The sequence below is a fragment of the Niallia sp. M35 genome (genome assembly GCF_050971705.1).
Taxonomy (GTDB): domain Bacteria; phylum Bacillota; class Bacilli; order Bacillales; family Cytobacillaceae; genus Niallia; species Niallia circulans_A.
In genome coordinates, this window is the sequence record NZ_JBPCEP010000019.1 from 40,941 (window position 1) to 53,947 (window position 13,007).

The window sequence follows — 13,007 nt, forward strand, 5'->3', positions numbered from 1 at the left end:
TAAAAAGTAACGATACTCTCATTATATGGAGTCTATATTCCCTCAACAAGGCATTATTTTTACTACTTTTCCAAATAATTTTACTCGTATTGCCTTTTTGGAAATATGGCTATGCCTTCTTAACCAACTTTTCCGCTTCTATATTCCATCGGAGTTATACCAGCGTATGTTTTAAATAATTTTATAAAATAGCTTTGATTATCATAGCCCAATCGTTCGCAAATTTTCCCAACCGATTCATCTGTTTGTTCTAACAGCTCCTTTGCACGATTAATTTTCATCCGTGTTACATATTCCACAAATGTTTCTCCTACTTCCTTTTTAAACAATCTACTAAAGTAACTAGGATTTAAGAATAAATAACTAGAGATTTCATCTAATGTGATTTTTCGTTCTAGATTCATCGCAACAAATTTAAAGGCTTCAATAATCTCTCTTCTTTTCGTCTGATCAATCGTTTCATGATAATGAATGATTTTCTCAAAATAGTGCTTAAGCCAGTCCTTTAATTGATACATATACTCCATCAAAAAAATCTCTTTATGTTTGGATTCAAAGGAGTATTCGCCTGAAAAGTATTGCAGCGCTTGTAATTTCACATTTAAATCCAATAATAATTTCCAAAACCAATCCTTTACTATCTCTGGTGGAAATTGGTTTTCCATTATATATATCGTCCATTTATGGATGAAATTACTTATTCGCTCCACCTTTTTATTCAGAACAATCATTCTCATTTCTGTCGCTGCTTCATCATACTTAGCGAATAGTTCCTCCGTATTCTTTACACACTCCTTTATAGATGACACTGTTCTTGGGAGCATATAAAACAGCTGCTGATGATTATTTAACAATCTGTTGACTGTGTTTTGATAGTCTAATAAGCTTTCAGATGTTTCACCAATAATGGATGAACTGTGCATATTTAAGCCTTTGTCAATCGAGAGCTGAATCATTTTCAACGTTTCTTTTGCATTCGATAAAGCGTTCCTCTGATATCCTAAGTCTCTTGGAAAAAAGATAAAAACCTTATTGGAATGATTAAGAAAATGAACGGCTAAAGGATTTAGTCTTCCTAATAATTCTCCCACAATATTAGAAACTGCAAAATATAAGGTTTCTTCTGGAAATAAATCTAAAGGATGATGATGGATTGATAACAGTGTTACAATATATCCTTTGTCCGCTAATAAGCCAAATTTTTTTCGGTCACTTTCCCATTCAGCTTCCTTTTTATAATAGCCATTATTTATTAATCTTTTTATGAATGCCGTCTTTTCTTTTTCGATGTTTTTATGAAGAATATGCTGTAATTTTTGTTCTTTTTGTTTATTATTTAGCATAGTGTCAAGTTGTATTTTAAATTTCTCAAGTAATTCATATAGCTCTTCTAGTTCAAATGTATCCTTTACTAAATAATCGCTGACCTGTAACTTAAGTGCTTCTCGGGCATAATTAAATTCTGTATGACAGGATAACAACGCCACTTGCAAGCTTTCATTGATCGACTTCATTTTTCTTGTTAATTCAATTCCATTCATCTTAGGCATGCCAATATCAGAAATTAGCACATCAGGCATTGTTTCTTCTGCTTTTTTTAAGGCACTTACTCCATTTTCATGGGTACTCATCACTTCAAAGCCGAGGCTTTTCCAGTCAATTGTTTTCGTCAATAGCTCTAATACAGGATAGTCATCATCTACAAGCATCACTTTATACATTCTTTTTTCCACCTTTCATTGGGAGATTCAAAATGACTTTTGTGCCATTTCCAAGTTCGCTTATAATATCCATATTAAAAGCTGGTCCAAAGGTAATCGATAATCTTTCATAGACATTGGCTAAGCCTAACGACGAGAATCCTTTCACTTGCTGCTTTCTTTTCGGATTCTCCAGTGATGCGGCCTGAAAAGTTTTTTTCTTTAATTGTTCTAAATCCTCTTTGTTCATTCCTAAACCGTTATCTTCAATCGTAATGATTAACATCTCATTTACTATCACTGCATGGATTAAGATTAATCCATCAGACTGATTAAATCCATGAATAATCGAGTTTTCAATAATAGGCTGGAGAATAAACCTTGGAATTTCAAATGGATAAGCATCTGGATCGATATCCATCTCTAAGGAAACTTTTCGATTTTGTCTCATATTCATAATGTGAACAAAATCGAAAAGAATTTCTATCTCCTCTAAAAATGTGATTATTTCTTTATTTTTATCAATAGTTATGCGCAGTAATTTTGTAAGAGATGTGATCATATTGGCACTTTCTTTGTCTCCTCTTATCATTACCTTCATGCGAATGGAATTTAATACATTAAACAAAAAGTGAGGATTTATTTGCGCTTGTAGCATGGCAAATTCTGCTTTTCTTTTCCTAGCCTCTGTTTCCGTTATTTCTTCAATTTTTGTATTAATATGATCTAGCATCAGATTAATTGATTTACTTAGCCTTCCTATTTCATCTTTCCCTTTAATTTTTGAACGGACAATCAAATTCCCTGCCTGAACTTTATCAGCTAGTTTTGCTAAATATTCGAGCGGTTTCGTAATTGTTTTCATTGAATAGGTAAGTAAAAGCAAGAAAAGCATAAATGATAGTACTTGAATAAGAAATACTTTCTGAAATATCCCATTTAATTTATTTATCGATTGTTCATAAGGAACAAATGACACTAATTTCCAATTCGAAAAAGACAGGGTATGTTCGGTGACGATGTACTCCTTATCTTTCATTTTCAAAACTTCTGATCCATCTCGATTGAATAAATTAGACCGATAGGTGAAAACGGTTCCTATTTTCTCGTCATCACTATGTGACAGGATTTTACCAGATGGATTAAGCATCATGACATCATTATATCCATCCATTTTAGTAAATACTTCGCTTAGTTTATTTTCCATTATGGTAACAACCACATATCCGTAAATTTGGATGCCCTCATCCCTTAAGGTGCGGACAATTGAAATTTGATAAGGATTATTCTTTTTTTCCAATTCAAAAATCGTTGGCTGAGATTCAATCCAAGTAGATTCATATCCAACAGCTTCTTCGATGTCTTCATACCACTTTTCTTTAAATAAATCTCTTGGATCAAATTCAGCAACATTATAATTTGTGAAGTATTTTCCATTTTTTAATAATATGGTGACATAGGATTTCTCTCCAACTAGTGTGATATTCTCAATGGTGCGGTTTATTTCATTTTCCAATAGATATTGATCATACCCATCCTTGTCTGCATCACTTTTCGCTAGTCCTTTTAAAACCGTATTCATTTTCGGATCAAGCTGCACGAAATTAGCAACATAAAGCATATCGCTAAATAGCTTTTCTATATATTCACTTGCAATATTCAGCTCTCTATTCGCATTAGAAAGCGCCTGTTCCTTCACTGTATTTTTTGTCATATAATTATAAATTAAAAGCGAGATAACTGCTGGAATAATCAAGCTGATGATAGAAATTAAAATGACCTTATAACGAAAAGAACGGGGAGTCCACATATTTTTTAACCAAATAAGCAATATGTTTCCTCCCCTCATCTTGTTTTTTTATTTATTGCTATCGATTAATTCTTGTACCCTTTCATTTGTTACCTTTATCGTTTCATCGACATCTTGTTCATCAAAAATTAATTTTTCATATTCTTCATTCACTACTTTGTAAATTTCAGCCTGATAAGATACTGGTGATACTAGTTTAGAAGATTTCGCATTTGAAAGAACATTCGTTAAAGATTCTTTGTCCACCTTTTCTGGGTTTAGCGTACCAGTTAATATATTATCAATTATTTCTCCAAATTGATCATTACTTACATTATTCCAAGATGGAATATTTTTTCCTTGTAAAATTTGTCCTTCCGTTGTATACCAACGAATAAATTTATAGGCTTCTTCTTTATGTTCTGAGTTATTTGCGACTGCCATAAAGTCAGTAGTTACCGGAGTATACCCGCCTTCTGCGTCACTCGTGTTCTTTGGATAAGGAGCAACTGCGACGTTAAACTCCAATGGGAATTGGTCCGTTCCCCCCAATTCTGTATTCATCCAGCTGCCAATTAGTACTGTACTAGCATCCTGGTTAAAAAATTGATTTCGATAATGAAGTTTTTGAGACATGATATCGGTATAAGGGACAGCGGATTTGTCGACTTTTTCCATTTGATAGCGTATTTCCAGCGTCTTCTTAAAGAGCGGATTTTCAATATTGGAGCTTCCATCTTCTTTAATAAATTCTGTATTTTCTGCTTCACTAGCTAATGCTAGTTTCATAAACTCTAACCATCCACCATTTTGCGGACCAAAGAAAAATGTTCCATAATGATCATCTGTTGTTAATTCTTTCGCATATGTTTGAAATTCATCCCATGTCCAATCTGTCGGAACTTCTAAGCCTGCTTTATCTAAATGATCTTTATTTAATAAAACATACCATGGATTAAATTTACCTGGTAAAGCATAATATTTATCACCAATTTTGGTATCTACTTTATATTCATCCGTGACGGTGTAGCCCTCTTTTTCAATAAATTCATCAATGGGAGCCACCATTCCCATACTCACACGCTGTGCATAGCTTGCTGTATCACTAAACATTAGTACATCTAGCTGTTCACCAGAAGCAGCAGCTAAATCTAGCTTTTTAATTGCCTCTTGTGTATCTCCCTTTTCACTTAAGATGACTAAATCCACATTTATATCTGGATTTGCCTCTTCAAAAGCTGCAATTGTCTTTTTCCAGTTATAAGATGCTTCATTACCGTGAGTGTGGAATTTAATTGTTACTTTTCCATCTTCATTGCCAGAAGCTTTTTCTGATGCTCCACTACTACATGCCGTCATGACTAAAGTAAGAATTAAAACAAAAATTGATAGCTTCCAAGATTTTCTTTGCATCTGTTTATTCCCCCTACGTATTATATCATGTAAACCCTTACAGGAATAGATTAACAGAAGTTCCCATCTTACTAATAAAAATAATTTTACTTATCCTGCAACAATTTTTACTTTTAATTTTAACAGTATTAGGAGGAATATAATTGTCTGCTTCTCTCTTTTAACTTTGAAACTTCCCTTCCTGTAATTTAGTTATTCTTATTTCAGCCATCTTCATAAAAATCGGATTAGAGAAATATAATAGAATAGTAGCAAGTCCACTACCTATAAAAAGCAAACCAGCACCTGAAAATACTACGCCTAAAAACAGCATCGTAAAGACACCGATGATCATGGACAACGTATGGAGTGGATGAGTACATGCAAGCAGAAAGGCTACTTTAAAATATTGAAAAAGCTTCAATTCATAATGAACATATACAGGAAACAGATAGAGTAACGTCAATAAGAAAAGAAACACTCCCCCAACTAACATTCCTATTAACCCAACATTTATTGATCCTTGTATCGACGCAATAATTCTCCAATCGATATAAAGGAACGCGATAAAAGCAAACACAACTGCTCCTACTTTATTTGCTTTACGGAATTCTTGCTTAAATGTCTGCCAATATGTACGCAATACTGGAATATCTGTTTCCTTTTGAAGCCATTTACGAATAATAGTCACCATTGCTACAGTAGAAGGGAAAAGGCCCCCAATAAAGAGGCCCATTGCACTGAAAATAAGCCAAAGTAAATTAATATAAGCTAATCTCGTAATCCATTGACAGACATCATAAACCTTTCCAGACCATCCCCCAATTTCTGCTTTCATAAATCAATCCCCCATCTCATCCTATATAACTTAATCTAAATGAAACACTTCCTCCAACTTATGTGACACAGGACTATAATCTTCATTCGTCTCCATAATTGGCGCCATATACTTCCACCATTTTCTGCATATTGCCGTTTGGGATATCGCATCATATGCCGCCTCGTCCTCTACTTCTAAATAAGCAAATAACACTTGGGATTCATGATGAAGATAAATGGAATAATTGGAAGCGCCATGTTGCTTCAGCGCCTCTTCCATTTCTGGCCAAAGCTCGTCATGCCTCTTTTTATATTCGTTTTCATATCCAGGTTTAATAAACATAATCGATGCTAATCTTTTCATTGTATCTCCTCCTATTTTTCAGAACTAAATTCAAATTCTAGATATACACGAAAATTCCTGCTTAATTTCTTAAGAGAGAGATCAAGTAATAGCACTTCTTCTCCTTTATTAAAATGGTTAACAAACGAATCTCTTTGTATACTTACCTCATAGTAATTGGAATCAAAATAAATATGGATGCAAGATTCTCCTTTGATACTTATTCCACCATCACATCTTTCAACCGAAACATTGGGCAATATAAAGCGTTCAATGATGGATTTTGGCTCTTCAGAAAACTTAAAAATGTCTTCCACGATTAATTTTGGAAACTCTGTTTTAATCCAAGTGAATTTCCGCGAGACATTTAATAGAGATGGATCTCTATAAGCTTTTGTCATTTCCAATTCAAACAAATCTCTCTTTCTATCAGAATTGGCAGTGACTAACCGAGCATAACTGGCTTTTCCTGCTTCTTGGTAAGAATGATTGATAATAGGGACGGAATGGCCTTTCGAACTATTACATAAATAAGTGTATCTATTCTCATTGAAATAGTCCTTCGTATATAAGCCACTTCCCAAATCCTGCAGCAAAGTTGTCTTATTGGCTTGAAGGATAAAATGTCCGATATCATTATGATTATGTGGCTCATTATTGCTTCCCCCTTTAGCTGCAAAAGCAAAAGACCCTGCATTTGATTGAACTCTAGAGATTAACCACTGGGAGTCCTCAGAAATAAACGTTCCTTCTTCCCATTTGCTTGGTGATAACGACGAATCAAACCATAATAACGCGCGGATGGCTGGTGCCCATCTGCTACAATGATCATCTTGATATCGCGCATATAATGGAAGTTCTGGAACGATAACGTCCTCATACTGATTTACTAAGAAATGACTCATCCCTATAAGTACTTTTGCTTTAGGGGGTGCATCAGAAAAATTCACCACTAAATCTCCCTCTAAAAATGATCGTTGTTGAAAAAGGGCAACTTGGTGAACTTTTTTCTGCATAAATAAATTAATCGTTCCATCCGATCTCTGATTCAATAGGTCGGCAAAATAGGAATAAAAACCAAATCCATATTGCCAATATAAATATCCTTCCATACATATTCCGTCTTCTGCAAAACCACTTAAATAACTTTCCATTACAGGGAGAACTTTTTCTAAAATAAGCGCAAGTTCTGTGGAATCTTGGATTAAATGGATGGCAGCTGAACCGATAGAACCCCCACAAACAGCGGCCCAATTATGGGTTTCTGTTTCCCATTTGAAATTTCCTTCGAGAAAGGGAATAAACGTCCGATTATACACCTCTTCATAAATTCTTTTCCCTATCAATGGATCTAAGTATTCTTTTGTGAGCGTATATATTTCACTTAAGGCAAAAGCTGTTTCAGCAGAAAATAAGTCGATTGTATAAGTAGTATCTTGTTTTTCTGTAAGTGAATATAATTGACCACAGTCAGTTTCGGGACTATTTATTAGATGGGCAGGTAAACACCATGAGAATTCATTACAGATAGACCAAATAATATCTTGCAGTACTTTACGAAATTCCTCCTTTTCTGGTTCAAGAAGTACCATGATTGCATAGGTATTCAATTTTCTTCTTTTCTGAAAATATGCTGTTTCATATTCTATTCGAGTACCTGTTGTTTCAAATAACTGAAACAACGAATACGGCAGTTCGTCATTATTTATTTTTTGTTGTTGAAGCTGCTCTAGTGTCTCACTTACTTGTTTTAGGATATCAGCATAATCAGGATTATGTTGAATGGATTTCCACCATGCTTTTTTTGCTTCAGCATTTGGAAAAAACAGAGAATATTTCCCATCTAGCTTCTCCAGCAACTCTTCGAAAGTCAATATTCACGCCTCCTTTTAGCCTTTTACTCCACCTAATGCTATCCCTTCAATTACTTGTTTTTGCCCAATAATAAATACGATTACGAGCGGTAAAATAGCTGAGACTGCCGCAGCCATAATTAGAGAGTAAAATTCGCCATTGATTGTCGTAAACTTCTGCATTGCAAGCTGTATCGTCAATAAATGATCAGAACGAAGGAAGATTAATGGGTTTTGATAATCATTCCATGTCCAAATAAATCGAAGGATGGCATAGGTCGCTATGGCTGGCTTTACAATTGGAAGTACAACTCGCCAGAAAATCTTCCAGTGTCCGGCTCCATCGATTTTTGCAGCTTCAACAAGCTCATTCGAAACTCCCATAAAAAATTGTCTAAGCATAAAAGTACCTAGCACACTAAAGCTTCCTAATAAGATTAACCCTAAATGACTATCAAACAGCCCAATTTTGCGGTAAATAATAAATTGTGGTACTAAAATTGCCTGTGCAGGTACCATATAAGTAGCTAAAACGATTAAAAACAAGAAATTACCTAACCGAAAATTCACTTTTGAAAATCCATAGGCTGCCAGCGCAGAAACAGTTACCGAAATAGCAGTAGTAAATACTGTCACCTTAATGGTATTCCAATAATAAATGTAGAATGGATTTTCCCCAAACCAGACTTCTTTATAATTGTTGAAACCATTCCATCTTTCTGGAATCCACTGTATAGGAAATTTAAAAACGTCTGCTTCTATCTTAAAGGATGTCGAAAGCATCCATACAAACGGAAGAAGAAACATAATACTTATCATTAACATGACGATTGTCATTATCGCTTTATTTATGGATAGTGATTTAAGCATCCGCAAACCCTCCTTAATAATTCACCCATTTTTTCTGTCCTAACCATTGAATAAGCGTAATAGCAAAAACAATAAAGAATAAAATAACGGCCATTGCAGAAGCGTGACCTATATCTAAATTAACAAAAGCAGTATCGTATAGGTTCCATACAATCATGCTTGTTGCGTGCATTGGTCCTCCTTTTGTTAAAACAGAGATTAAATCAAATACTTTAAAGGTTGAAATAATACCAGTAATCAACAAGAAGAAAGTAGTCGGTGAAACCATCGGTAACGTAATGTTTTTAAATTTCACCCATGCGCTTGCCCCATCAATATCAGCGGCTTCATATAGATCTCGTGGGATGGACTGCAGTGCAGCTAAATAAATGATCATATTAAAACCAATCGAAATCCAAATTTGTATAAACATAATGGAAACTAATGCAAAGCTTGGATCTGCAATCCATTTGGGAGGATTATCAATGCCGAGTGACATAAGAAATTGATTAATCGGACCTAAAGATGGGTGAAACAATACTTGCCATACTACTGCAATTGCCACCACACTTGAGATATACGGCATAAAAAATGCTACTTTAAAATAACTCTTAAAATAAACATTTCGATCGATTGCAATTGCTAGAAACAAAGAAATAACCATACAAATTGGTACCGTTAACATAAAAATAGCATTGTTCATTAAAGAGCGTATAAATATCTTATCTTGAAATAAATCTATAAAATTTTGTAGTCCTACCCATTTCAATTGCGAAATATTAGTAATAAAACTCCAATCAGAAAGACTTAAAATGAAGGTTGCAACAATTGGCAGTAAGACAAGGATGGAAACACCAATTAACATTGGTGAAACAAACGCAATCCCTGCCCAATTTTCATTTTTCACATGTTTACTTTGCCGCTTTTTCTTAGTTGGCTTTACTATATCCGCAGTCTTAACCTCTGTACTAGCACTCATGTTACTCACCTCTATCATCTTATTTTCTTTCATTATAGTAAAAATGACAGCACTTACATTAACGTTATTTTGCTCAATACAGAGACAAAATTTACTTCTTTCATTTGGCTTGTAACAATGGAAGGTACTATCTATGAGGATGATAGAAGTGATAAAGAAAAGATTTGTTAGTCACAATATTATAATAGTCTTCGTCCTTTGCAGCAAAAAAGAGAAAAAAACCATTCATTTGATTTCTTCCTCTTCTTGTCTTTTTCTATTCCATGACACGGAATTTCAGTTTTGTTTCAGCTTGATATATTTCTCCTGGCTTTAAAACAACGGATGGGAATGCAGAGTGATTGATTGCATCGGGAAGCCCTTGCGTCTCCAAACATACCCCTAAATATTTTTTAGCAATTACCCCATTGAAACGATATTGATCTTCTAACATATTCCCTGTATAAAGAACGACTGCAGGCTGGTTTGTAATTAAAGACATTTCCCGTCCACTTTCTCGATCTCGCAAAATAGCAGAATGAGAACCATCTTCTGCAAACACAAGCGGATGATCGTATCCATTTCCTACTATTCTATTTTGTTCAAAATCATTGTCCATTCCTTCTTTCAATAACTTGCCTTTTGCAAAATCAAATGGAGTGTTATTTGTTGGAATCATTTTTCCGGTCGGAATAAAATCTTCCCTAAGCTCTAGAAAGCGGTCGACATCTGCAATCAGCTCATGCTCTAAAATATCTCTTTTGTTATTACCGCTTAAATTAAAATAAGAATGATTAGTTACAGTAACAGGTGTTTCTTTATCCGTTTTCCCGCTATAAGATAAGATTATTTCATTATCATTTGTCAATAGATAATCTACAGTTAAGTCAAAATTACCTGGATATCCTTCTTCTCCGTCTGGACTATGGTATGTATAACGGATGCCTATTGCATCATCCTTTTCTACTATTGAAGATGCAAAGACCACTTCACTCCATCCTATATTTCCGCCATGCAAATGATTAGGTGGGGTATTGGTATTCAAGCGGTACTCTTTTCCATTAAGTTCAAATTTTCCTTCTTTAATTCTTCCAGCAACTCTTCCTACAATGGCACCTAAATATGGTCCTTTATTTTCTCGATACTCTTCTAATGTTTCAAAACCAAGCACTACATTTTCCTTGTTTCCTTCTTTATCAGGTACGATTATCTTCGTAATAATGCAGCCGTAATTCATGCTAGAAAAACTCATTCCGCTATTGTTTGTAAAAGTAAATTCCGTTACATCTGCTCCGTTTATTTCTCCCATTGATCTTTGACTGTAATTCATATGAACCTCTCCTCTTTAAAAATATTCTCTACATCTTTCCTAGTACTTAAATGAATACCTTTACCCTAAAACCCAAATTTGAAATCGCCTTCATTTCACTTTTCAAAAAAAATTCCATGCCATTTGTAGTAACTAATATAGTTTGTTTAACATATTAACTATTCTACTTATCTATTTTACTTTATTTGATTAAACTTGGTAATATCTTTTTATTAGAAAGACAGAATTTCATAAAAAAAGCTGTCAACACTCCTATCAGGTTGTTAACAGCTTCCTCCTACTATTAATGAACTCTTACGGCGAATGTTTCATATGGCTTTAACTGTAAATTCGAAAAGTCAGCATGTTGGCGGTGATAGTTGCTAATGATGATATCCTCACTCTCGCCAAACACAGGCATAATTAGGCTTCTTTCTTGCGCGCTAAAGTTTGCAATCACAATCCATGTCTCTCCTTCAAACTTACGAGTATAGGCAAAAATTTCTTCTTCTGTATCTTTGATTAATTCGAAATCTCCCCATACAATGATTGGGTTATCCTTTCTTAATTGAATCAAAGATTGATAGCAATAAAAGACAGAATTAGGATCTTCTAAATTATTTTTCACATTTATCTCCGTATAGTTGGGATTTACATGAAGCCAAGGTGTTCCTGTGGTAAAACCGCCATTTTCCGTATCATCCCATTGAAGAGGTGTTCTTGCATTGTCTCTGCCTTTTACATTAATAGAATGAAGAATCTCCTCTTTCGTATATCCTTTTGCTAATCGCTCATGATACATATTAATGCTTTCAATATCATTTACTTGACTAATATCTGTGATCGGGCAATTGGTCATACCGATTTCTTCACCTTGATAGATGTAAGGTGTTCCTTTCATTAAATGCAAGAGAATGGCAAACATTTTTGCACTTTCTACCCGATATTCTTTATCATTTCCCCAACGTGAAACGATTCTTGGTAAATCATGATTATTCCAGAATAAGCTGTTCCAGCCTTCATTTCCAAGTGATGTCTGCCATTTAGCAAGAATGGTTTTTAATTGATTGATTTCTAATGGCTTCAGATCCCATTTTTGTTTGCCTTCTTGCTTATCTAAACCAATATGCTCAAACTGAAAGACCATCGAAAGCTCTTTTCTAGCTGGATCGGAATATAATTTAGCAATTTCCGGTGTTGCTCCCCATGTTTCTCCTACTGTTAAAACATCATAATTGCCAAACGATTTTTCATTCATTTCTCGGATATACTCATGAAGCTTTGGACCATTTCCAGTAATACCAAGATCAGGTTGTTTTCCTACTAAATCAATCACATCCATTCGGAAGCCGCCGATTCCTTTGTCTAACCAATAGTTCATCATTTTCCAAACTTCTTCTCGGACTTTTTTATTTTCCCAGTTTAAATCTGGTTGTCTTTTACTAAATAAATGTAAGAAATATTGGCCGCTTTCTTCATCATATTCCCAAGCAGAACCACTAAAAGTGGATTTTAAATCATTTGGAGCTTCGCCATTTACTGGGTCACGCCAAATATAATAATCACGGTATGGATTGTCTTTTCCTTTTTTTGCTTCTATAAACCACTTATGTTCATCGGATGTATGATTGACTACTAAATCCATGACAATTTTAATTCCTTTTTCATTCGCCGCAGCAATTAATTCATCCATGTCTGCCATTGTACCAAACTCATCCATAATATCTTGATAATCACTAATGTCATAGCCATTATCATCATTTGGTGATTTATATACAGGGCTTAGCCAAATTACATCAATGCCTAGCTTTTGCAAATAATCTAATCGATTAATGATCCCTCTAATATCGCCAATTCCATCCCCATTACTATCTTGAAAGCTTCTTGGATATATTTGATATACAACCGATGTTTGCCACCATTTCTTTTCCATTTCGTTACCCACTTTCTATTCTTATTCGTCTAAGCGTAAACGTTTACGTATAATTTAAAAAA

Annotated in this window: 10 protein-coding genes; all 10 read right to left on the minus strand. The window is 34.4% G+C overall.

From position 1 onward, the window contains the following. Positions 1 to 119: 119 nt before the first annotated feature. The 10 genes from NiCM35_RS22650 to NiCM35_RS22695 all read right to left on the minus strand — a co-directional run bounded on the left by NiCM35_RS22650 (position 120) and on the right by NiCM35_RS22695 (position 12,945). A complete protein-coding gene (locus NiCM35_RS22650; RefSeq protein ID WP_123259657.1) occupies positions 120 to 1,721 on the minus strand; it encodes a response regulator in 1,602 nt (533 codons plus the stop codon). Beyond that, on the minus strand, positions 1,714 to 3,531 hold the full coding sequence (locus NiCM35_RS22655) for a cache domain-containing sensor histidine kinase (RefSeq protein WP_163188241.1): 1,818 nt from the start codon (positions 3,529 to 3,531) through the stop codon (positions 1,714 to 1,716). Before NiCM35_RS22655 ends, NiCM35_RS22650 begins: the two co-directional genes overlap by 8 nt. A gap of 27 nt (positions 3,532 to 3,558) precedes the next feature. Continuing rightward, the gene (locus NiCM35_RS22660) at positions 3,559 to 4,902 is read right to left on the minus strand and encodes an ABC transporter substrate-binding protein (protein WP_095333139.1); all 1,344 of its coding nucleotides are present in this window, start codon (positions 4,900 to 4,902) and stop codon (positions 3,559 to 3,561) included. A 160-nt stretch (positions 4,903 to 5,062) separates the two neighbouring features. Further along, complete coding sequence (locus NiCM35_RS22665) at positions 5,063 to 5,719, minus strand: YesL family protein (protein ID WP_095333141.1); 657 nt, start codon at positions 5,717 to 5,719, stop codon at positions 5,063 to 5,065. Between the two features lie 30 nt (positions 5,720 to 5,749). After that, positions 5,750 to 6,064 (minus strand): L-rhamnose mutarotase, encoded by a 315-nt coding sequence (rhaM, locus tag NiCM35_RS22670; RefSeq protein WP_047941597.1) that lies wholly within the window; start codon positions 6,062 to 6,064, stop codon positions 5,750 to 5,752. A gap of 11 nt (positions 6,065 to 6,075) precedes the next feature. Next, positions 6,076 to 7,917, minus strand: coding sequence for a heparinase II/III domain-containing protein (locus NiCM35_RS22675; RefSeq protein WP_095333143.1), 1,842 nt, complete (start codon positions 7,915 to 7,917; stop codon positions 6,076 to 6,078). Positions 7,918 to 7,932: 15 nt separating this feature from the next. Then, positions 7,933 to 8,766 (minus strand): carbohydrate ABC transporter permease, encoded by an 834-nt coding sequence (locus tag NiCM35_RS22680; RefSeq protein ID WP_095333145.1) that lies wholly within the window; start codon positions 8,764 to 8,766, stop codon positions 7,933 to 7,935. Between the two features lie 13 nt (positions 8,767 to 8,779). Next, positions 8,780 to 9,724, minus strand: a complete 945-nt coding sequence (locus NiCM35_RS22685; RefSeq protein ID WP_095333147.1) for a carbohydrate ABC transporter permease — start codon at positions 9,722 to 9,724, stop codon at positions 8,780 to 8,782. Positions 9,725 to 9,980: 256 nt separating this feature from the next. Next, positions 9,981 to 11,033, minus strand: a complete 1,053-nt coding sequence (locus tag NiCM35_RS22690; RefSeq protein ID WP_123259661.1) for an aldose epimerase family protein — start codon at positions 11,031 to 11,033, stop codon at positions 9,981 to 9,983. Positions 11,034 to 11,316: 283 nt separating this feature from the next. After that, positions 11,317 to 12,945: a glycoside hydrolase family 13 protein gene (locus NiCM35_RS22695; protein WP_095333151.1), complete on the minus strand. Its 1,629-nt coding sequence runs from the start codon at positions 12,943 to 12,945 to the stop codon at positions 11,317 to 11,319. Positions 12,946 to 13,007 lie beyond the last annotated feature (62 nt).

What these genes read in the sequence shown, in the direction of transcription:
- NiCM35_RS22650 (WP_123259657.1), bottom strand. Translation starts at nt 1,721, where the DNA reads ATGTATAAAGTGATGCTTGTAGATGATGACTATCCTGTATTAGAGCTA.
- NiCM35_RS22660 (WP_095333139.1), bottom strand. Translation starts at nt 4,902, where the DNA reads ATGCAAAGAAAATCTTGGAAGCTATCAATTTTTGTTTTAATTCTTACT.
- NiCM35_RS22665 (WP_095333141.1), bottom strand. Translation starts at nt 5,719, where the DNA reads ATGAAAGCAGAAATTGGGGGATGGTCTGGAAAGGTTTATGATGTCTGT.
- rhaM (WP_047941597.1), bottom strand. Translation starts at nt 6,064, where the DNA reads ATGAAAAGATTAGCATCGATTATGTTTATTAAACCTGGATATGAAAAC.
- NiCM35_RS22680 (WP_095333145.1), bottom strand. Translation starts at nt 8,766, where the DNA reads ATGCTTAAATCACTATCCATAAATAAAGCGATAATGACAATCGTCATG.
- NiCM35_RS22685 (WP_095333147.1), bottom strand. Translation starts at nt 9,724, where the DNA reads ATGAGTGCTAGTACAGAGGTTAAGACTGCGGATATAGTAAAGCCAACT.
- NiCM35_RS22690 (WP_123259661.1), bottom strand. Translation starts at nt 11,033, where the DNA reads ATGAATTACAGTCAAAGATCAATGGGAGAAATAAACGGAGCAGATGTA.
- NiCM35_RS22695 (WP_095333151.1), bottom strand. Translation starts at nt 12,945, where the DNA reads ATGGAAAAGAAATGGTGGCAAACATCGGTTGTATATCAAATATATCCA.